General features: G+C 70.6%; 17 protein-coding genes and 1 pseudogene. 11 read left to right on the top strand and 7 right to left on the bottom strand.

Features of this window, described 5'->3' with window-relative positions:
- Nucleotides 1-74 precede the first annotated feature (74 nt).
- A complete protein-coding gene (kdpB, locus tag OHA58_RS06070) occupies nt 75-2,228 on the bottom strand; it encodes a potassium-transporting ATPase subunit KdpB (RefSeq protein ID WP_405477153.1) in 2,154 nt (717 codons plus the stop codon).
- Nucleotides 2,229-2,872: 644 nt separating this feature from the next.
- Between kdpB and OHA58_RS06065 the strand changes: the two genes are divergently transcribed.
- Together OHA58_RS06065 and OHA58_RS06060 are read left to right on the top strand one after the other, a co-directional pair.
- The gene (locus OHA58_RS06065) at nt 2,873-3,544 is read left to right on the top strand and encodes a hypothetical protein (protein WP_405477151.1); all 672 of its coding nucleotides are present in this window, start codon (nt 2,873-2,875) and stop codon (nt 3,542-3,544) included.
- A gap of 480 nt (nt 3,545-4,024) precedes the next feature.
- Nucleotides 4,025-4,243, top strand: a complete 219-nt coding sequence (locus tag OHA58_RS06060) for a transposase (protein WP_405477150.1) — start codon at nt 4,025-4,027, stop codon at nt 4,241-4,243.
- A gap of 215 nt (nt 4,244-4,458) precedes the next feature.
- Here the strand turns inward: OHA58_RS06060 and OHA58_RS06055 are convergent, their stop codons facing one another.
- A complete protein-coding gene (locus OHA58_RS06055; RefSeq protein ID WP_405477148.1) occupies nt 4,459-5,679 on the bottom strand; it encodes a metallophosphoesterase in 1,221 nt (406 codons plus the stop codon).
- Nucleotides 5,680-6,089: 410 nt separating this feature from the next.
- Nucleotides 6,090-6,409 (bottom strand): annotated as a pseudogene (locus tag OHA58_RS06050) (ATP-binding cassette domain-containing protein); the annotation flags it as partial.
- A gap of 257 nt (nt 6,410-6,666) precedes the next feature.
- On the opposite strand from OHA58_RS06050, the gene OHA58_RS06045 reads away from it, so the two are divergent.
- Entirely contained in the window at nt 6,667-6,867 is a 201-nt protein-coding gene (locus OHA58_RS06045; protein WP_405477146.1) for a hypothetical protein, read from the top strand.
- A 5-nt stretch (nt 6,868-6,872) separates the two neighbouring features.
- Here the strand turns inward: OHA58_RS06045 and OHA58_RS06040 are convergent, their stop codons facing one another.
- Nucleotides 6,873-7,601 carry a response regulator gene (locus OHA58_RS06040; protein WP_405477144.1) on the bottom strand — a complete coding sequence of 243 codons (729 nt, stop codon included), beginning with the start codon at nt 7,599-7,601 and terminating at the stop codon, nt 6,873-6,875.
- A complete protein-coding gene (locus OHA58_RS06035) occupies nt 7,598-8,431 on the bottom strand; it encodes a sensor histidine kinase (RefSeq protein ID WP_405477142.1) in 834 nt (277 codons plus the stop codon). The genes OHA58_RS06040 and OHA58_RS06035 overlap by 4 nt, the downstream gene beginning before the upstream one ends.
- A gap of 139 nt (nt 8,432-8,570) precedes the next feature.
- Between OHA58_RS06035 and OHA58_RS06030 the strand changes: the two genes are divergently transcribed.
- The 4 genes from OHA58_RS06030 (at nt 8,571) to OHA58_RS06015 (ending at nt 14,066) form a co-directional block, all read left to right on the top strand.
- Nucleotides 8,571-9,281 (top strand): ABC transporter ATP-binding protein, encoded by a 711-nt coding sequence (locus OHA58_RS06030; RefSeq protein ID WP_405477141.1) that lies wholly within the window; start codon nt 8,571-8,573, stop codon nt 9,279-9,281.
- Nucleotides 9,278-11,587: an FtsX-like permease family protein gene (locus tag OHA58_RS06025; RefSeq protein WP_405477139.1), complete on the top strand. Its 2,310-nt coding sequence runs from the start codon at nt 9,278-9,280 to the stop codon at nt 11,585-11,587. The genes OHA58_RS06030 and OHA58_RS06025 overlap by 4 nt, the downstream gene beginning before the upstream one ends.
- 482 nt (nt 11,588-12,069) lie before the next feature.
- Nucleotides 12,070-13,362, top strand: a complete 1,293-nt coding sequence (pcaC, locus tag OHA58_RS06020; protein ID WP_405477138.1) for a 4-carboxymuconolactone decarboxylase — start codon at nt 12,070-12,072, stop codon at nt 13,360-13,362.
- A gap of 68 nt (nt 13,363-13,430) precedes the next feature.
- Nucleotides 13,431-14,066 (top strand): MBL fold metallo-hydrolase, encoded by a 636-nt coding sequence (locus tag OHA58_RS06015; RefSeq protein WP_326710380.1) that lies wholly within the window; start codon nt 13,431-13,433, stop codon nt 14,064-14,066.
- Between the two features lie 28 nt (nt 14,067-14,094).
- Here OHA58_RS06015 and OHA58_RS06010 read toward each other — a convergent pair whose 3' ends face one another.
- Nucleotides 14,095-14,667 carry an isochorismatase family protein gene (locus OHA58_RS06010; RefSeq protein ID WP_326710379.1) on the bottom strand — a complete coding sequence of 191 codons (573 nt, stop codon included), beginning with the start codon at nt 14,665-14,667 and terminating at the stop codon, nt 14,095-14,097.
- A gap of 175 nt (nt 14,668-14,842) precedes the next feature.
- Between OHA58_RS06010 and OHA58_RS06005 the strand changes: the two genes are divergently transcribed.
- Nucleotides 14,843-15,622 carry an exodeoxyribonuclease III gene (locus OHA58_RS06005; RefSeq protein WP_405477135.1) on the top strand — a complete coding sequence of 260 codons (780 nt, stop codon included), beginning with the start codon at nt 14,843-14,845 and terminating at the stop codon, nt 15,620-15,622.
- A gap of 35 nt (nt 15,623-15,657) precedes the next feature.
- Here the strand turns inward: OHA58_RS06005 and OHA58_RS06000 are convergent, their stop codons facing one another.
- Nucleotides 15,658-17,475 (bottom strand): SGNH/GDSL hydrolase family protein, encoded by a 1,818-nt coding sequence (locus OHA58_RS06000; RefSeq protein ID WP_405477133.1) that lies wholly within the window; start codon nt 17,473-17,475, stop codon nt 15,658-15,660.
- A 122-nt stretch (nt 17,476-17,597) separates the two neighbouring features.
- Here OHA58_RS06000 and OHA58_RS05995 point away from each other — a divergent pair, with 122 nt between their 5' ends.
- From OHA58_RS05995 to OHA58_RS05985, 3 genes are all read left to right on the top strand, one after another.
- Nucleotides 17,598-18,038, top strand: a complete 441-nt coding sequence (locus OHA58_RS05995; RefSeq protein WP_405477131.1) for a DUF6278 family protein — start codon at nt 17,598-17,600, stop codon at nt 18,036-18,038.
- Between the two features lie 107 nt (nt 18,039-18,145).
- Nucleotides 18,146-18,889, top strand: a complete 744-nt coding sequence (locus OHA58_RS05990) for an amino acid ABC transporter ATP-binding protein (RefSeq protein WP_405477130.1) — start codon at nt 18,146-18,148, stop codon at nt 18,887-18,889.
- A 17-nt stretch (nt 18,890-18,906) separates the two neighbouring features.
- Nucleotides 18,907-19,824 (top strand): glutamate ABC transporter substrate-binding protein, encoded by a 918-nt coding sequence (locus OHA58_RS05985; protein WP_405477128.1) that lies wholly within the window; start codon nt 18,907-18,909, stop codon nt 19,822-19,824.
- The last annotated feature ends 7 nt before the right edge of the window (nt 19,825-19,831 follow it).

The following is a 19,831-nucleotide window of genomic DNA, read 5'->3' as shown; positions in this document are numbered from 1 at the left end:
CTGCCCCGGACAAGCTCAAGTCCGATCCCTTACGGGCCTCTGACGTGCTCGGACGCTTTCTTGACGCGGGCTGTTCACCCCAGCCCCGGCATGCCGGAGATCAGCAGATCGATGAGCTTGATGCCCAGGAAGGGCAGGACGAGGCCGCCGAGTCCGTACAGCGTCAGGTTGCGCCGCAGCAGGTCGTGCGCCGACGCGGGCGTGTAACGCACACCCCGAAGCGCGAGTGGGATCAGCGCGACGATGATGAGCGCGTTGAAGATGATCGCCGAGGTGATGGCCGAGGTCGGGCTGTGAAGGCCCATGATGTTGAGCGACTCCAGACCCGGGTACGCGCCCGCGAACATGGCCGGGATGATCGCGAAGTACTTGGCGACGTCGTTCGTGATCGAGAACGTGGTCAACGCGCCTCGGGTGATGAGGAGTTGCTTGCCGATCTCGACGATGTCGATGAGTTTCGTCGGGTTGGAGTCCAGGTCGACCATGTTCCCGGCCTCCTTGGCGGCCGAGGTACCGGTGTTCATCGCCACGCCCACGTCGGCCTGCGCGAGCGCCGGCGCGTCATTCGTGCCGTCGCCCGTCATCGCGACGAGCTTCCCGCCCTCCTGCTCACGCTTGATCAGCGCGAGCTTGTCCTCAGGAGTGGCCTCGGCCAAGTAGTCGTCCACGCCGGCTTCTTCGGCGATGGCCTTGGCCGTCAGCGGGTTGTCGCCCGTGATCATCACGGTTCTGATGCCCATGCGGCGCAGCTCGGCGAAGCGCTCGCGGATACCTTCCTTGACCACGTCCTTCAGGTGGATCAGGCCCAGCACCCGTGGCCCGTCCCAGTCGTGCACGGCAACCAGGAGCGGGGTGCCCCCGGAGGCTGCGACCGAGTCGGCGAACCACCGGGCCTCGGCGGGGACTTGACCGCCGTACATCTGAACCCACTCGATCACCTGCTGGGCAGCGCCCTTGCGGATCGCGCACACCGCGCCGTTCTCCCAGCGCAGATCGACACCGCTCATGCGGGTCTGCGCGGTGAACTTCACCCACCGCGCGTGGACCAACTCGCCCTCGGTAGGCGCCCGTAGCCCGTACCGTTCCTTCGCCTGCACGACGACGGAGCGACCCTCGGGCGTCTCGTCGGCCAGCGACGACAGCTGGGCGGCGTCGGCGAGCTGCGCTTCGGTGATGCCGGGCAGAGGTACGAAGGCGACCGCCTCGCGGTTGCCGAGGGTGATGGTGCCGGTCTTGTCGAGGAGCAGAGTCCCCACGTCACCGGCGGCCTCGACAGCGCGGCCGGACATGGCGAGCACATTGCGCTGGACGAGCCGGTCCATGCCCGCGATGCCGATCGCCGACAGCAGTGCCCCGATGGTTGTCGGGATGAGGGTGACGAGGAGGGCGACGAGGACGGTGGTGGACTGGGCCGCGTCGGCGTACTCGGCCATCGGCTGGAGCGCGACGACGACCAGGACGAAGACGATCGTCAGCGCGGCCAGCAGGATGTTCAGGGCGATCTCGTTCGGCGTCTTCTGACGCGAGGCGCCTTCGACGAGCACGATCATCCGGTCAAGGAAGGAGTGTCCCGGGCGCGCGCTGACGCGGACCACGATCCGGTCGGACAGGACCGTCGTGCCGCCCGTGACACCGCTGCGGTCGCCCCCCGACTCCCGGATGACGGGCGCCGATTCGCCGGTGACTGCCGACTCGTCGACGGCCGCGACGCCGTCGATGACGTCGCCATCGGCGGGGATCAGCTCGCCTGCCTCGACCACGACGACGTCGAGCGGTTTCAGGTCGGTCGCGGCCACCGCCTCGGTCTCTGCGCTGCCCGGATTGGTTCCGTAGCTCCAGTGGCGCAGGCGCAGCGCGACTGTGTCCGTACGCGCCTTGCGCAGCGATTCCGCCTGCGCCTTGCCGCGGCCCTCGGCGACAGCCTCGGCGAGGTTCGCGAAGATCGCCGTCAGCCACAGCCAGGCGCTGATGACCCAGGTGAAGACGGCGGGGTGGAGGAGCGCGGAGAGGCTGGTGAGGACGGCTCCGACGGAGACGACGAACAGCACCGGGTTCCTGACCAGGACCCGCGGGTGAAGCTTGCGCAGCGCCTCGGGGAAGGACCGTGCGAGCTGGGCGGGTTCGAACAGCCCGCTCGGGGCGCGACGTCCCGAACCTCCCTCCGATCCTGACTGGGGAGCACGCTGCGGACGGGACGGCGGAGCCGGCTGGGGAGGGGCGGAAAACATGGGGACCTTCATGCCTCGGTGGGGAACCGCGCCCACGCGCAGGGCGGCGCGCCGGCGACCGGTCGGGCTGACAGAAACGTGGGGTGGCCGCCGGGCCTTGCGGTGCCGGGGCCCCGGCACCGCAAGGCTGCGCACGGACGTCGGCGACGGGACGACGAGACGCCGCCGCGCGCTCGGCCGCCCGTGAGGTGCCCCGGCCGGAAGCATCCGATGGGTACTTCCGATGGAGAGCCGTCATGCCACTGACGCCCACGGGCCTCTCCGGCGGCCGAGGGGAAATCTAGCCCCGCCGGATGCCCGAACTATCCCGTCCGGCACGGAATTTGCGCCTCCCTTACGGCCAGTCGAACGGCGGCATCAAGCCCCCGTCAAGGTCACCTGAGAAAGCGTCAGGAGAGCGTCAATGGACCACGTCCGTGGCCGATTCCGGTCGCAGACTGAGCGGCGCGGGGGACACGGTCGACCGTCCGTGGCGTGACGATGGAGGGCTCGTGACCATCACGGCCGGTACCACGCGCAGTTCAGAGGCGGAGGCCGGGACTGTCGCAGAGCCACAGCACGAAACGTTCGCCCCGACCGGGGGCGGGCCCGGTCCGCGGCCACGAGGGGGGTCGCGGCCGGGCCCTCACCTCCGTCGCGAGGCCGTGGACGCGTCGGCCGCTCTGCGCCGCCGCTTCTGGGCCACCATGCCCGCGCGGCTGCGACTCCTGCACGTGGCCACGGCCTCGCTCGCCGCCGCCCTCGGCCTCCTGCTTGTGCTGGCCGGGCTCGCCGCTTCCGGCACCTGGGACGCGGTCGCGGAGCAGGACGCGCCCCGCACCACCAGTGCCGCCGACCTCAACCTCGCCCTCAACGACATGGACGCGCAGGCTGCGAACATCCTGCTGTCCAGCGGCGACGCGGGCAAAGGGCGCATGCGGACGCCCTACGAGAAGGCGGTCGGCTTCTACGGCGACGCCCGCACCGCCATCGGCCACGACCTGCGCACCCTCGCCGTAGCCGCCCAGGGCGACCGCACCGACGAGCACACCGTCGAATCCCTCACCGACAACTTCGCCGAGTACCAGGAGCTGGTGGGACGCGCTCTCGAGAACGACGGCCGCACCGGCGGCAAGGCGTCCGCGCTCGCCGACCACCGGAGTGCGACGGACCTGCTCCAGCGGCAACTCCTGCCGGAATCACGCGAGTTGGTGGCCTCCAGCAATCGGGCATTCAACACGCAGTACGCGCAGGCCCGTTCCACGCTGTCCGCGCAGCTCGCCGCTGTCATCGCGCTCGGCGTGCTGCTCCTCGCTGTGCTCGCCGTACTCCAGTGATCGCCGTCGGCGCGGCAAATCGGATCCGTTCGATGCCGAGAACGCGGCGCGAGCCGTGGTGAGCGGGCGGGCGCGCGCCCGGGCCAAAGCGGGCGATGGGCCGGTGCAGATCGCCAGGATGTACAAGCTGGCCAAGGCGTCGGCCGTCAAGGCCCGCACCCAGGCCATCAACCAGCTCAAGTCCGTCCTCATTACTGCTGACCCCGCCTTGCGGGAAGAACTGGCGGGACTGGGCAATGCGGAACTCTTCCGTACCTGTGCGCGGTTCGCTGACGTGAGCGGTCGCGAGGAGGTCAGCGAGGAGTCGGTGCTGCAGGCCACTCGGATCACGCTGGGTCTGCTGGCTCATCGGATCGGCCAGCTCTCCGAGCAGATCCGGGATGTGGACGCTCGTCTGGCCCGTCTCGTGGAATGTCATGCCCCGCAGCTGCTCGACGTGGTGGGGATCGGTCCGGACACGGCCGTCGCTTTGCTGTCACGGTGGGGGACAACCCGGAACGCCTGGACAGTGAGGCGTCCTTCGCCGCTTTGTGCGGGGTCAGTCCTGTCGAGCGTTCCTCGGGTCGCCGGCAGTTCCGTCGTCTCAACCGTGGTGGCGACCGGCAGGCAAATGCCGCGCTCCATCGCATCGTGTTCACGCGTCTGCGGGTCGACCCGCGCACTCAGGACTACTACGAGCGCCGGAGCAAGGAGGGTTAGACCCGTCGCGAAATCGTCCGTTGCCTCAAGCGCTATGCGGCCCGGGAGGTCTTCCACCTGGTCGGACAGCCACAGCCAGGACCCCGCTTATGAGGACTGTGACATGAAACACGGTCACTTCCGAGGCCTGGTTGTCTGCCACGATCTACGTCGCGTGAGCGGAGCGAGGCCGTCGAGGGGCAGCATCTCCGGCTGAACTGCCGGCCCGCCCAGTGCTACGGCGAGGGGGGCCGCTGTGGGGAGCGGAGTACGAGCAGGGTGATCTCGCTCGGGGCGAAGACGCGGAACGGCGGGCCCCAGAAGCCGGTGCCGCGGCTGGTGTAGAGGAGGGTGCGGGTGCCGTGGTGGCTGAGGCCGGCGAGGGCGGGCTGGTCGATGCGGACCAGGTGGTGGAAGGGCCAGATCTGGCCGCCGTGGGTGTGGCCGGAGAGTTGGAGGTCGATGCCGGCGGCTGCCGCCTGGTCGACGAACTTGGGCTGGTGGGCCAGGAGCAGGACGGGGTGGTCGGGGTCGGCGCCGTGCAGGGCTCCGGCGAGGTGGGCGCGGTGGCCGGCGAGGCCGGAGGACTCGGCGGTGACGTCGTCCACGCCGGCGACCACGAGGGTGTCGCCGCCGCGTTCGAGCAGCAGATGGCGGTTGCGCAGCGGCTCCCAGCCCAGTTCGTCCATCAGGTCGACCCAGCCCTGGGCCTCGCTGTAGTACTCGTGGTTGCCGGTGACGTAGACCCGGGCCCGGGTGGCGTGCACGGTGCCGAGTGGGGTGGCCTGGGCGCGGCGGCGTTCGGCCGTGCCGTCCGCGATGTCTCCGGTGTGGCAGACCAGGTCGGCGTTCAGAGTGTTCACCGTCTCGCAGACCCGCGCCGACCAGCGGGCGCGGTCGAGCGGGCCGTAGTGGGTGTCGGTGACAAGGACGACGCGCGTGCCGTCCAACCCGGCCCCAAGCCGCGGAAGTTGCACGTCGAGGCGGCGTACCCGTGGCACCCGGCGGGCCTCGGCGTACCCCCAGGCGAGCAGCACGGCGGCTGCGCCGAGGACCGCCCAGGTGACGATCCGGGCCCGGTCCTGGCCGTCGCCGACGCCGGTCACGGTCAGGGCGAGCCGGAGCAGGACGCCGAGCACAACGGACCAGGTGAACAGGACCCAGATGGTGCCCAGCAGGGTGTCCCCGACGATCGCCGCCCAGTCCTGCTGCCGTCGGCCGTGGCCGCGCACCATCGCGAGCGGCATACCGATCAGGCCGAGGGCGAACAGGGCGGTGCCGGCCGGCGTGACAGGGAGCGGCCAGTGCTGGCCGGCGTGCAGCAGCAGCCAGCAGGGCACGGTCCACAGCAGGACGGGGGCGATCAGGGGGAGGTAGCGCATCAGGCGGTGCAGCCGGCTCTGCTGAGTCTCGTGCGCTGCACTGTCGGCGGATCGGGTTTCGCTGGTGTCGGTCACGCTTCCCCTCCTCAAGCAACCAGGCTGCCGTCGCGCACTGTATCCGGCCGTCTTCGGGCCGGTCGGACGGGCGGGGTGTTCATGGTGGGCGACTCCATGTGGCGAAGGGGACTTTGCCGGGCGGCAAGACTCCGCTACGGCGCCGGGTCTGGACGCTGCGCACCAGCTACGAGTGGAGGTGTCCGCGGTGGCGGGTGGTCGCACCACGGATACGACGATGGCCCAGGCCGCCGTGCTGCAGTACCCGGCCCGCTGTGCCGACGCCCTCCACCTCGGCGTCAGTTCTGGCGCGAGGGGGCCGCGGAGGTGTCGAACGGTGAGGCGTAGAAGCTCCGGAAGCAGATGAGAGTACGTCCCACCGCCGTGAGCCGGGAGGTCTTCCACCTGGTCATACAGCTACAGCCAGGACCCCGCTCATAGGGGCTGTCGTTACTGGCGACGAGGGCGGAGAGGTGGGACCTGGCGCTGCGTCCGCCGTGCACCTGATGGCCGTCGAGGAGGGCACCCACGTGGTGCAGTCCGCGTGCATGGCTGCGGAAGGGGACGCCGGTGGCGGTGGCCGTGCCGCCGGTGGGTGCGTCCAGCCCGAGGATCATTCGAAGGGTGTGGTCTTGCCCGCTCCGTTGGGGCCGAGGAACCCGGTGACCCGGCCCGGCCGCACGGTGAAGGTCAGCTGGTCGACGGCTGTCTTGCTGCCGTAGCGCTTGGTGAGTTCGTTGACTTCGATCACGAGGGCAACACTCCGGGAGGGGCCGTGTCCGGGCATCGGACCGGGGGCGGCAATCCGGAAGAGCGCCCATCCCCCGGGTGTAAGCCCGGGGGATGGTGACCGCCCGTCGCGGGATGGCTGATCTCTTGTGGGCCGGAAGCTCCCTGCACGGGTACACGGGCTGCTGGTGGGGGCGGCCGCGCACGTGTCCGGCACGGTGCGCGCGGTGGGATCCCTGCTGGCCCTGAGCCTGCTCATCGGAGTGGTGCGGCGCGCCGGTGGCGGCACTGGTGCTCGTGCTGTCGGGGGTCACGTTCATGATCGCGGGCGACCCGAGTCCCGCCGGGGCGCGGTCGTCGGTTGCCTACCAGGGGCAGTTCCTCGCCTACCTGGCGGACGACTTCGTCCTCGTACGCATCGTGGTCACCCGCCTGCGGCGGACCGCGATCGCCGCCGCGACCGGCGCTTCGCCACGCTGAGTACGTCACGAAAGGCCGACGACGTCGTCGGCGTCGCCCGGTGAGACGAGTCCCGTCTCATAGGCGAGGACGACGGCCTGGGCGCGGTCGCGCAGGCTCAGTTTGGAGAAGATCCGGGCGACGTGGGTCTTCACGGTCGCCTCGCTGAGCGTCAGTTGCCGGGCCAGTTCGGTGTTGGACATGCCCCGGCCCATCAACGTCAGCACCTCCCGCTCGCGTGGTGTCAGTGCCGCCAGGTCTCGGTGGACGGCCGGGGCCACGGGCCCCGGGCCGGGGCCCGTACCCGGCGTCGGGGTGTCGGCGGCGAAGCGTTCCACGAGGCGGCGGGTGATCGAGGGGGCGAGCAGGGCGTCCCCGGTGTCGACCAGGCGTACGGCGGCGGCCAGGTGCGCGGGGGTGACGTCCTTGAGGAGGAAGCCGCTGGCTCCGGCGGCGAGGGCGGCGTACACGTACTTGTCGAGGTCGAAGGTGGTCAGCATGATCACCCGGCAGTCCGGGGCCTGCGCAAGGATGCGGCGGGTGGCCTCCAGGCCGTCCATGACGGGCATGCGGATGTCCATGAGGACGACGTCGGGCCGCAGTTCGCGTACGGAGGCAACGGCCTGGGCGCCGTCCCCGGCCTCGCCCACCACGTCGATGCCGCGGGCGGTGAGGATCATGCGGAAACCGGTGCGTACCAGTTCCTGGTCGTCGGCGATCACGACGCGCGGGGCGGGCCCGGTGGGCGTCGTCACGGCCGGTCCAGGGGGATGCGGGCGCGCACGCGGTAGCCGCCGCCGAGGCGGCGGCGGGCGTCGAGGTCGCCGCCGTAGACGGAGACCCGCTCGTGCAGGCCGAGCAGCCCGCGTCCCGTGCCGTCCGCCCGTTCCCGGCCCGGCTCCGTCGGGGCGGGCGTGTCGCCCGACAGGACGCTCGGCCCGCTGTTGAGCACTTCAACGCGCAGGTGGTTGTCCGCGTACCGCACCGTCACTTCTGCTTTCGTCCCGTCTCCGTGTTTGAGTGCATTGGTCAGGCCCTCCTGGATGATCCGGTAGGCGGTGACGTCGATCCCGGTCGGCAGCGGGCGCGGCTCGCCCGAGATCCGCATCTCGACGGGAAGGCCGGCGAAGGCGATCTTGTCGATGAGTGGGCCGAGACGGCTCAGGCTCGGCTGCGGCGACAGATCCACTTCGTAGGGCTCGTCCTCACCGTCCTGCGCGGGCGCGAGCAGGCCGAGCAGGTGCCGCAGCTCGGTCATCGTGTTCCGGCCGGCGGTTTCCACGGCGCTCATCGCAGCCGCGGCCTCTTCGGGCAGGGTGGTCAGTACCTCACGGGCGGCTCCGGCCTGGACCACCATGACGCTGACGTTGTGGCTGACGACGTCGTGGAGTTCGGCGGCGATACGGGCCCGTTCGGCGTGGACCGCGGCCCGTGTCGCGCTCTCACGCTCGCGTTCCAGCAGCCAGCCGCGCTCCTCGATGGCCTTGCGGTGGCGGCGTCGCGCCCGCGCCGCGGCCAGCCACCCGGTGGCGCAGACTGCCGCCGCCAGGGCGATGATCAGCACTGTCGTCAAAGGTTCCCCCATCTGATCATCTTCCCAGGTGTACGGCGCGGCCCGTATCGGCCTCCCGGTGATGGCCGTGTACATCCCCGGGATGACCTGCCCGGACGGATACATCCGGTGGGCGACGCCTCGTCATCGCCTCCCGGCCTAGGTTCGGGGCATGACAAACGATCGCGATGGTGCCCGGCAGACAGTGGTGCGGCTGGACGGCGTACACAAGGAGTACGGCGACGCGAAGGCCCTGGACGGGCTTTCGCTGGAGATCCGGGCGGGCGACGCGGTCGCGGTGATGGGGCCTTCCGGCTGCGGCAAGTCCACCCTGCTCAACATGGTGGCCGGTCTGGACCGGCCGACGTCGGGCACGGTCGAGGTGCAGGGCCACGACCTCGGGAAGCTCAACGAGACGGGCCTGGCGCTGTTCAGGCGGCGGAACGTCGGCATGATCTTCCAGTTCTTCAACCTCATCGACGACCTGCCCGTCCTGGACAACGTGGCGCTGGCCGCGCAGTTGACCGGCACCCCGGCCAAGCAGGCGCGCCGCCGGGCCCTGGAGCTGCTGGACGAACTGGGCGTCGCCAAACGCCGCAACAACTATCCGGCGACGCTCAGTGGCGGCGAGCGCCAACGCGTCGCTGTCGCAAGGGCGTTGATGAACCGCCCGGCCCTGCTCCTCGCGGACGAGCCGACCGGCGCACTGGACAGCCGGTCGGGCGAGCAGGTGATGGATCTGCTCATCGACCTGAACCAGATCGGCCAAACCCTGTTGATCGTCACCCACGACCCGCAGCTGGCCACCCGCTGCGCCAGCCGGCTGGTGGAAGTCGCCGACGGCCGGGTCGCCCACGAGAGCACGCTGGAGGTGTCCGCATGAGGGCCGTGTGGAGAGCCTCGCGCGCGGCGGTGAAGCGCCGCCGGGTCCAGACCTTCGTCATCGGGCTGGTGGTGCTGTGCTCCACCACGACCGTCCTGCTCGCGCTGACCCTGCTGACCGCCGCTTCCAGCCCCTTCGACAAGGCGTACGCCGAACAGCGCGGCGCGCATACGGCGGCGTCCTTCGACACCACGAAGGTCTCCCCGGAACAGCTGGCCCGGACCGCCCGGCGGCCGGGGGTGGAGGCCGCGGCAGGACCGTTCGGGCAGGCCGTCGTCGACATCCCCAAGAACTGGCTGTGGATGGCGGGCGGCACCCTCAGCGTGGTGGGCCGGGCCGACCCGGCGGGCCCCGTGGACCGGATCGACCTCCTGGAGGGCCGCTGGGCCACGGGCACCGGCGAGATCGTCGTCAACTGGTCCGCGCAGGGCTCACCCGGCACCGAATTCCTCGGTACGAAGCTGAAGACACCCGGCGGAGCGACGCTGACCGTCGTCGGGTTCGCCACCAGCATGAGCAAGTCGGCGAGCGCCTGGGTCTCACCCGCACAGATGACCGCACTGCACCCCACCTCCGCCCAGATGCTCTACCGCTTCACGAAATCCGACACGGACGCCCAGCTGAGCGCCTCGCTGGACCGGGCCACCGCGGGATTGCCCAAGGAAGCACTCACCGGCGCGCAGACCTACCTCACCCTCAAGCAGGCATTCTCCGCGCTGGCCGACTCCTACCTCCCCTTCATGGCCCTCTTCGGCATTCTCGGCCTGCTGGTCTCCGTCCTGATCGTCGGCAACGTGGTCAGCGGGGCGGTCGTCTCCGGATACCGGCACATCGGAGTGCTCAAGGCGTTGGGGTTCACCCCGAACCAGGTCGTCGCCGTCTACCTGACGATGCTCTCCGTACCGGCCGTGGCGGGCTGCGTGCTGGGCACACTGGCCGGCAACGCACTGGCCGGACCGATCATGAAGGTCGCCTTCACCGGTATCGACGTGGGCCGGGCCACGGTCGGCGAGATCAGCCCGTGGGTGTCCGTGGCCTGCCTGGTGGGCATGCCCGCGCTCGTTCTACTTTCCGCACTGGTGCCCGCCCTACGGGCTCACCGGCTGCCCGCCGCACAGGTCATCAGCGCCGGCGGCGCACCCCGCACCGGGCGCGGGCTCCGCGTCCAGCGGATGCTCGGCGCCACCCGGCTGCCACGCCCGGTCAGTCTGGGCCTGGGCCAGCCCTTCGCCCGCCCCGCCCGCACCCTGCTGACCCTGGCCGCCATCGTCCTCGGGGTCACCACCGTGACCTTGTCCACCGGCCTGACAAGCACCTTGGTGGCATACGGCAACGTCGGCAAGGAGGGTGGCGGCGCCCGCATCCAAGTGACGACCGGCGGAACAGGCGACGCCAAGACGACGCCACGCCTCAGCGATGTGCAGCTCGAGGAACGGCTGCGCGCCCTGCCGGGTGCGAAGGGAGTACGGGCCCGCGCGCTGTCCCAGGCGAACATGACCGGCCAGAACCAGCCCGTCTTCGCCGACTTCTACCGCGGCGACAACTCCCTCTACGAGCACACCATCGTCAAGGGCCGGGCCCCGATGGCGGCCGGCGAGATCGTGGCCGGACCGGCCTTCCTGACCCAGCGCGGCCTGAAGATCGGCGACCGGACCACCCTGGAACTGAACGGAAGGAAGATCACCGCAACCGTCGTGGGTCAGGTCATCGAAGGCAACGCCCGTGCCCTGGAGGCGACTTGGGACACTTTGACCCGGCTCGCACCAAACGCCCACGCCACCGAGTACACGGTCCGTCTCGCCCCCGGTGCCGACGCCCGCGCCTACGCCGAAGAGGCCGGGAAGCTCGACCCGGCCGTGCACGCCTCCGTACTGGACCCCGGCAACGCCGGCACCACCACCGTCATCACCTTCTCCACCGTCTTCACCGTGCTGCTCACCCTCGTCGCCTCGCTCGGCGTCTTCAACACCGTCCTCCTCAACACCCGGGAACGGCGCAGGGACCTGGGCATGCTCAGGTCCATCGGCATGACACCCCGTCAGGTGATCCTGATGACGGTGACCTCGGTCGCCGGACTCGGCGCGGTCGGCGCACTGCTCGGCATCCCGCTGGGGATCGCCGCCCATCGCCTCGTCGTGGACCACGTCGGCGTGATCGACTTCCCCGAGTACATGAAGGACGTCTGGCACGCACCGCAACTCGCCGTGATGCTCCTGGCAGGCGTGACGATCGCCGTCCTCGGCGCCCTCGTCCCCGCCCGGACGGCGGCCCGCACCACCATCGCCATGGTTCTGCATACTGAATAGTCGTCCCGGGCCCTGTCGGTCCCGCCCGCGGCCGGGAAAACAGGGGCGGGTGTCCACCCGGAGGACGTCGACGGAGCCCGGGTCGTCTGACCGGCGGCGGCCGGGGCTCAGGCCACAGCGGCGCCCCCACTCCCGCAGCAGCACGGTGGTGATTCCCGCGCCCACGTCGGCGACCCAGGCATCGGCGCCTGACCACGGTCCGCGAACTCCTCGAAACCGAGACACGCCCATATCGCGCCAACAGTGGGGCAGTCGACAGCCGCGCTCGACCTGCCCCGCGGCACACGCAGCCGTCGAGAGGGGGCGCACCGGTCGTGGAGCAACCTGAACCAAGATGTCGGCCTGTGTGAAGGCAAGACCCGACGCGAAATCGTCCGTTGTCTCAAACACTACGCGGCCCGGGAGGTCTTCCACCTGGTCATACAGCTACAGCCAGGACCCCGCTCATAGGGGCTGTCGTGACAGATGAGAGGGTCAGGCGGGTGAGTGAGACAACGACGAAGACCCTGCAGTACCGCTTTGACGGGCCAGAAGACGCACCAGTCCTGATCTTGGCTCCCTCACTGGGTACCACATGGCACATGTGGGACCGGCAGGTGCCCGAGCTCGCCCGGCAGTGGCGGGTGTTCCGTTTCGACCTTCCCGGGCATGGCGGCGCCCCCGCCCACGCGGCCGGTTCCGTAGCCGACCTCGCCGCGCGGCTCCTGGCCACGCTCGACGAACTCGGCGTGCAGCGCTTCGGCTACGCGGGCTGCTCCCTGGGCGGCGCCATCGGCGCGGAGCTGGCGCTGCGCCACCCTCAGCGCGTGGCCTCCCTCGCGCTGATCGCGGCCTCGCCCCGCTTCGGCACCGCCGACGAGTTCCGCCAGCGCGGCGTGATCGTCCGCAGCAACGGCCTCGACCCCATCGCCCGCACGTCCCCGGAGCACTGGTTCACCAGCGGCTTCGCGGCCGCCCAGCCCGCCATCACGGACTGGGCCGTGCAGATGGTGCGCACCACCGACCCGGGCTGCTACATCGCGGCCTGCGAGGCGCTCGCGTCCTTCGACGTACGGGCCGAGCTCGGCTCCATCGGGGCCCCCACGCTCGTCCTCGTCGGCTCCGACGACCAGGTGACGGGCCCCGCCCAGGCGCGCACGCTCGTCGCCGGCATACCGGACGCCCGGCTCGCCGTGGTGCCCGCCGCCTCGCACCTCGCCCCGGTCGAGCAGCCCGCCGCCGTCACCGACCTCCTCGTACGGCACTTCTCCACCGCCTGGCAGCCCGCGTACGAGACCGGGCAGCACGCGATCCCCGCCGCTCCCGTCAAGCCCGTCCTCGCGCCGCCGCCCCCGCCGGTCGCCCCCGTCGCGGAGATCGGCCCCACGGAGGCCCAGCCCGAGGCGGCGATCCGGCCCGACCGGCACGACATGGGTCTCAAGGTGCGCCGCGAGGTGCTCGGCGACGCGCACGTCGACCGGGCACTGGCCTCCGCGGACGCCTTCTCCGGCGACTTCCAGGAGTTCATCACCCGCTACGCGTGGGGGGAGATCTGGAGCCGGCCGGGCCTCGACCGCCGCATGCGCAGCTGCGTGACGCTCACCGCGCTCGTGGCCGGCGGCCACCTCGACGAGCTGGCCTTCCATACCCGGGCCGCCCTGCGCAACGGCCTCACCGCCGACGAGATCAAGGAAGTGCTGCTCCAGGCCGCCGTGTACTGCGGTGTGCCCGCGGCGAACTCGGCGTTCAAGGTGGCCCAGGCCGTGATCCGCGAGGAGACCACGCCGCAGGAGTAGGAGCCGCAGGAGTGGAAGACGGGCGCCGGGGCGGGCCGGACGCGGGTGGGGAGCGCAGGATGGTTTGTATGAAGCTCACGAAGAAGATCCATGCCTGCGTCCGCCTGGAGAAGGACGGGCGGACGCTCGTCATCGACCCGGGCGGCTTCTGTGAGGAGGACGCGGCTGTCGGCGCCGAGGCGATCCTCGTCACGCACGAGCACGCCGACCACTTCAACGAGGCCCGGCTGCGGGCGGCCCTCGACGCCGACCCGGCCACCGAGATCTGGACCCTGAAGTCCGTGGCCGACAAGATCTCGTCGGCGTTCCCGGGGCGGGTGCACACGGTCGGGCACGGTGACACGTTCGAGGCGGCCGGTTTCGACATCCAGGTCCACGGCGAACTGCACGCCGTCATCCACCCGGACATCCCGCGCATCACGAACGTCGGCTATCTGATCGACCACGGCCGGGTCTTCCACCCCGGCGACGCGTTCACCGTCCCCGACCAGCCCGTCGAGACGCTCCTCGTGCCCGTGATGGCCCCCTGGAACAAGATCGCCGAGGTCATCGACTACCTCCGCGAAGTCGGTCCGCAGCGCGCGTACGACATCCACGACGCGCTGCTGACCGACCTGGCGTGGCCCATCTACGAAGGGCAGATCGGGGCGCTCGGCGGCACGGACAACCTGCGGCTGACGCCGGAGGAGTACGCGACGCTCTGAGCGTTCCCTGAGGGTCTGCGAACTCCCGTTACCGGCCGAGGAGTTCGACGACCTCGTCGGTCGTGGCGAGTTCCGCGATCCGCGGGAAGATCTTGCCGAAGCTGTGCTCGTGGGAGGCGGCGTCCGTGTCCGTCGTCGCGTCCTCGACCACCGTGAGGTGGTAGCTCAGCTCGAACGCGGACCGGGCCGTGGACTCGACGCCGATCGAGGACGAGATCCCCGCGAGCACGATCTGCGTCACTCCGCGGCGGCGCAGCTGGAGGTCCAGCTCCGTCCCGGTGAAGGCGCCCCAGTGGCGCTTGGTGATCACGATGTCGTCGCCGAGCGGGCCGAGCTCGTCCGGGAACTCGGAGAACGCGGCGGGCGGCGCCTGGGTGAGCCCCGGGGTGGCCGACCGGCTCACCGGCAGGTCGCCGCCGTCGGGGGACCAGGCGACGCGGACCCGCACGACGGGCAGGCCCTTGGCGCGGAAGGCCTCCGCCAGCGTGGCCCCGTTCTTCAGGACGGCGTCGGCGGGGTGGACTGTGGGCAGGCCGAGGATCCCGTTCTGGAGGTCGATGAGGACGAGGGCGGTGCGCTCGTCGAGGGTGGTGGCGGGCATGGGGGTGCTCCTTGCGGATCCGGGGGAGATGCTTCGACAGGCTAACTTTCAAGCAGGGAAACTTGCAAGGTAGCCTGCCTATCGCGCCCTGCCTCCGGGCGGTGGCCGCACCTGGGGTCGGCGGCCGCACTTGGGGTCGGCGGGCGTTGTCGTACCCGCCCGGTAGGTTGTGGGCATGCGGATTGCTACCTGGAATGTGAACTCGATCACCGCCCGGCTGCCCAGGCTCCTCGCCTGGCTGGAGAACACCGGGACGGACGTGCTGTGCGTCCAGGAGACCAAGTGCACGGCCGAGCAGTTCCCCGCGGACGAGCTGCGCGAGCTGGGCTACGAGTCCGCGGTGAACGCGACCGGGCGGTGGAACGGCGTGGCGCTGATCTCCCGCGTCGGCCTGGAGGACGTCGTGACCGGCCTGCCCGGCGACCCCGGTTACGAAGGCGCCCACGAGCCCCGCGCGATCTCCGCCACGTGCGGCCCGGCGCGCGTCTGGTCGGTGTACGTGCCGAACGGCCGCGAGGTGGACCACCCGCACTACGCGTACAAGCTCCAGTGGTTCGAGGCGCTCAAGGCGGCCGTCGCGGGCGACGCGGGGGGCTCCCGCCCGTTCGCCGTGATGGGCGACTACAACGTCGCGCCGACGGACGACGACGTCTGGGACATCTCCCTCTTCGACGGCGCCACGCACGTCACCCCCGCGGAGCGCGCCGCGCTCGCCGCGCTCCGTGAGACGGGCCTGTCCGACGTGGTCCCGCGCCCCCTGAAGTACGACCACCCCTTCACATACTGGGACTACCGCCAGCTCGGATTCCCCAAGAACCGTGGCATGCGCATCGACCTCGTCTACGGGAACGCGGCGTTCGCGGAGGCTGTGAAGGACTCGTACGTGGACCGCGAGGAGCGCAAGGGTAAGGGCGCCTCGGACCACGCGCCAGTGGTCGTGGACCTGGAGGTCTAGGACCGCTGCGATCCGAGCGGGGCTGGGCCGGAGCCCTACGGCTTCAGCGCCCCCAGATCCACCGCCCGGGCCATCGCATCGAGCCCCGCGTCCCCGGGGTGCAGATGGTCCCCGCTGTCGTACTTGGGCCGGATCCGTGCGGGATGCGCCGGATCCCGCACCACGGCGTCGAAGTCGACCACCGCGTCGAAGTCGCCCCCGCTGTCCCGCACATACGCGTTGACGACCTCCCGCTCCCGGTCCGCCGTGGCCGTGCACAGAGTCTCGCCCTCGCACGGAGTGACCGTCGCCCCGACCACGCGCAGGCCCCGCGCGTGGGCGCGGGCGGCGATCTCCCTCAGCCCGGCGACGACTTGGGCCCCGGAGAAGCCGGCCCGTACGTCGTTGACGCCCTGGAACACGACGACCGTGCGGGCCGACGTCTGGGACAGCACGTCACGGTCGAGGCGGTGCAGCGCGCTCACGCCGCCCGTGTCCGTGGAGACGCCGTCCCCCGCATAGCGGTCGCCCGTCACCCGGTTCGCCGAGATCCCCTGGTTCAGGACCCCGTAGTGCGGCACCGCGTCCTGCTCGCGCAGCCGGGTGGCGAGGACGTCGGGCCAGCGGTGGTTCGCGTCCGGTGTCGACTTCACGCCGTCCGTGATGGAGTCGCCGAGCAGGACGACCGACCCGGGCCCGCCGCCCACGTCGACACCGGTGAGCAGCGGCCAGTACGTGATCGTCGACGTGTACGAGGCCGCTGAGACCTCCGCCGTGTGATCGCCCGGCAGGCTCACGTACGAGTGCTGGATCGCCTGGCTGTGCACCGGCGCCGTGGCGACCGCCTCCGGGAGGTGGAAGCTGACCAGCAGATTCGCGCCCGCCGGCACATCGAAGCCCACTGCGTCGCTGAACGCCTGCGCCCCCGCGGGGATCTCCGTGCCCGCCGCGCCCCGGAACGTCAGCGGCACCGGATCGGCCTCGGCCCCGGCGCCCGCGTCCTGCACGGCCACCGTCGCGCTCCCGACCCGCACCGGCGCCGACGCGAACGTGTTGTCGAGCCGGATCCGCACGCGCGGCCCGCCCACGCTGGTGTGCACGACCAGCCGCACCGTACGGTCCGCCCAGGGCCCGACGGCCGTGTATCCGGCGGTGGACGCCGACCAGGTGCCGGTCCACCCCGGCGCGGGCGAGCGCACCGACAGGGCGAAGACATGCAGATCGGGGGCGCCGGGGTCCCGGGGCAGATCCACGGAGGCGATCTCGCGGCCCTTGGCCACGGGCACGGTGACGACGAACAGGCGTGTCTTCTCGGCGAGTTGGCCGCCGGGCGTGTTGCGGTGGGGCAGCGCCACGGACTTGGTCGCGACCGGCCCCGTGCGCCAGTCGGGCGCGGTGAGGCGGTATGTGGAGCGCGAGCCGTCCCGGTAACGCACGGTGCCCGAACCGGCCGCGTCGCCGCCGGTTCCGGCCACCAGGAAGGCGAGCGCGTCGCCCCGGCCGTGCACGCGGACGCGCTGGCCGTCGGCGCGCACGTTGTCGGGCCCCGTCGCCGCCGTGCGCGGCCAGGTGAGGCGGGCACCCTCAACACCCAAGGCGCGCCCGGGAGTCCAGCCGGCCGCCGTCAGATCCCCGGCGGACAATGAGCTGCCCGAGCCGTCGAAGTCGGCCTCCCCGGCCCGGTCGTCAGCGCTGACCGCCCTGTTGTCGAAGAGCCGCTCCAGGGGGAGCGGCTCGGGTCTGTGCGGGGCGGCCTGCGCGACGGCGGTTGGGGCGAAGCCCGTAAAGAGCGCCAGTACAGCTGCCGTTCCCCAGACGTGTCGGCGCACGACCGACTCCCTCCACTCGTGGGTGAGACGTGACAGGTGCGCCATGAAGCTAAAGACGGGACAGGTTCGCGTCAATGAGCCGCGTGCGAACGTGGCCCGAACTCTCCGTAACGGGGCTCCGCGCGCCCTGTGGTGCGACGGCCTGCGGGGATGTCAGGGTGAGCGGTATGAACATCCCTTTCTTGGACAACTGGCGCAAGAAGCACGGCTCCGCTTTCGGCGTGGCCGTCTTCACCGAGGGTGACGGCGGGGCCGAGGGCGTCGCGGAGCTCCTCTCCGAGTGCGAACTGCTGCGCTCGCAGGCGCACGAGGCGGGGGTCGAACTGGACGACTCCGTCGCGTCGTTGGAGGCACTCGACCAACTGGTGCCGCGCTGGCGCGAGGACGAGGAAGCGCTGCCGTGGCTCGGCAACGACGCGGGCCTCTACCTCGGTACGGTCCTCGTCCGCCAGGTGCCGGAGGCGACGTGGATGATCTGGCCCAACGGGCAGCCGGTGGTGCGGCTCCCCTCCGGCCGCGAGGTCGACGTCGTCGCCGCGGGCCACGAATGGGCGACCAGCGGGGCGCCCGAGCTGTCGCAGTTCTACGCCGAGGCCTCGGAGACGTAGCACCGCAAATACGGTTAATGGCCATACGTGCGTGTCGCCGGTCAAGTCCCAAATTGACGTGGATAGTTTGCGCGGACCGACACAGCTGAGAGTGGGCAGGTCTTGCCATGGCCGTCGATCCGTTGATCGAGCTGCGTGACGTCAACAAGTACTACGGGGAGCTGCATGTCCTCCAGGACATCAACCTCACCGTCGGCAAGGGGGAGGTGGTGGTGGTCATCGGCCCTTCGGGGTCGGGAAAGTCGACACTCTGCCGGGCGATCAACAGGCTCGAGACGATCCAGTCGGGGAACATCCGACTCGACGGACAACCGCTTCCGGAGGAGGGCAAGGCCCTCGCCCATCTGAGGGCCGAGGTGGGGATGGTCTTCCAGTCCTTCAACCTCTTCGCGCACAAGACGGTCCTGCAGAACGTCTCCCTCGCCCAGATGAAGGTCAGGGGCCGCAAGCGGGACGAGGCCGACAAGCGCTCCCGTGAACTCCTGGACCGGGTGGGGCTCGCCTCGCAGGCCGCCAAGTTCCCCGCCCAGCTCTCCGGCGGCCAGCAGCAGCGCGTGGCCATCGCCCGCGCCCTCGCGATGGACCCCAAGGCCCTCCTCTTCGACGAGCCGACCTCGGCCCTCGACCCGGAGATGATCAACGAGGTCCTCGAGGTGATGCAGCAGCTCGCCCGCGACGGCATGACCATGGTCGTGGTCACCCACGAGATGGGCTTCGCCCGCTCCGCCGCCAACCGCGTCGTCTTCATGGCCGACGGCCGCATCGTCGAGGACCGCACCCCCGAGGACTTCTTCACCAACCCGCGCAGCGAGCGGGCCAAGGACTTCCTCTCCAAGATTCTCAAGCACTGACGGGGGTGGACCGATCCATGCTGCGCAAGACACGTGTGTTCCGCGCCGTCGCCGCCCTCGCGCTCACCGCCCTGGCCGCTGCGGCCTGCGGCAAGGAGGGCAGCCCGCCGACCAAGGGCCCGTCGGACGCGCAACTGCCCAAGTACCAGGTGGCACAAGGGTTTGAGCTGACCGACTCCAAGACGTGGCGCAAGGCCAAGAAGCGCGGGCACTTCGTCGTGGGGGCCAAGGAGGACCAGCCCTACCTCGGCGAGAAGGACCCGGCCACCGGTGTCTACTCCGGCTTCGACATCGAGATCGCCAAGATGATCTCGGCGTCCCTCGGCTTCGCGCCCTCGTCGGTCTCCTTCAGGACGATTGCCTCGGCCAACCGCGAGACCGCCCTGCAGAACGGGCAGATCGACTACTACGTGGGCACCTACACGATCAACGACAACCGCAAGAAGCTCGTCGGCTTCGGCGGCCCCTACTACATGGCCGGCCAGTCGCTCCTCGTCCGCACCGACGAGCACGACATCAACGGACCTCAGGACCTGGACGGCAAACGCGTCTGCTCCGCGGCCGGCTCGACCCCCTACCAGCGCATCCAGAAGGACTATCCGAAGGCGGTGCTCGTCGCGTACGACACGTACTCGGTCTGCGTCGACAACCTGCTCACCTACCAGGTCGACGCCGTCACCACCGACGACGCGATCCTGCTCGGCTACGCGGCCAAGGTGCCCGACGAACTCAAGCTGGTCGGCAAGCCGTTCTCCAAGGAGCCCTACGGCATCGGCGTACCGAAGAGCGACAACGCGCTGCGGTTCGCGATCGACACCGCGCTCCAGACCCGCGAGAACGACGGCGACTGGAAGAAGGCGTACAACGCGACGCTCGGCCTCTCCGGAGTGCCCGCGCCGAAGCCGCCCCCCATCGACCGCTACCCGGCGAGCTGAGGAGGCC

Origin of the sequence: Streptomyces sp. NBC_00009 (assembly GCF_045040855.1) — a bacterium.
In the GTDB taxonomy this organism is placed as follows: Bacteria; Actinomycetota; Actinomycetes; order Streptomycetales; family Streptomycetaceae; genus Streptomyces; species Streptomyces aureus.
This window is presented reverse-complemented; position numbering and strand designations above follow the sequence as displayed.

Bases quoted from the DNA above. Each gene is read 5' to 3' on its own strand.
- kdpB (WP_405477153.1), bottom strand. From the start codon at position 2,228: ATGTTTTCCGCCCCTCCCCAGCCGGCTCCGCCGTCCCGTCCGCAGCGT.
- OHA58_RS06035 (WP_405477142.1), bottom strand. From the start codon at position 8,431: ATGGGGGAACCTTTGACGACAGTGCTGATCATCGCCCTGGCGGCGGCA.
- OHA58_RS06030 (WP_405477141.1), top strand. From the start codon at position 8,571: ATGACAAACGATCGCGATGGTGCCCGGCAGACAGTGGTGCGGCTGGAC.
- OHA58_RS06025 (WP_405477139.1), top strand. From the start codon at position 9,278: ATGAGGGCCGTGTGGAGAGCCTCGCGCGCGGCGGTGAAGCGCCGCCGG.
- OHA58_RS06015 (WP_326710380.1), top strand. From the start codon at position 13,431: ATGAAGCTCACGAAGAAGATCCATGCCTGCGTCCGCCTGGAGAAGGAC.
- OHA58_RS06010 (WP_326710379.1), bottom strand. From the start codon at position 14,667: ATGCCCGCCACCACCCTCGACGAGCGCACCGCCCTCGTCCTCATCGAC.
- OHA58_RS06005 (WP_405477135.1), top strand. From the start codon at position 14,843: ATGCGGATTGCTACCTGGAATGTGAACTCGATCACCGCCCGGCTGCCC.
- OHA58_RS06000 (WP_405477133.1), bottom strand. From the start codon at position 17,475: ATGGCGCACCTGTCACGTCTCACCCACGAGTGGAGGGAGTCGGTCGTG.
- OHA58_RS05995 (WP_405477131.1), top strand. From the start codon at position 17,598: ATGAACATCCCTTTCTTGGACAACTGGCGCAAGAAGCACGGCTCCGCT.
- OHA58_RS05990 (WP_405477130.1), top strand. From the start codon at position 18,146: ATGGCCGTCGATCCGTTGATCGAGCTGCGTGACGTCAACAAGTACTAC.
- OHA58_RS05985 (WP_405477128.1), top strand. From the start codon at position 18,907: ATGCTGCGCAAGACACGTGTGTTCCGCGCCGTCGCCGCCCTCGCGCTC.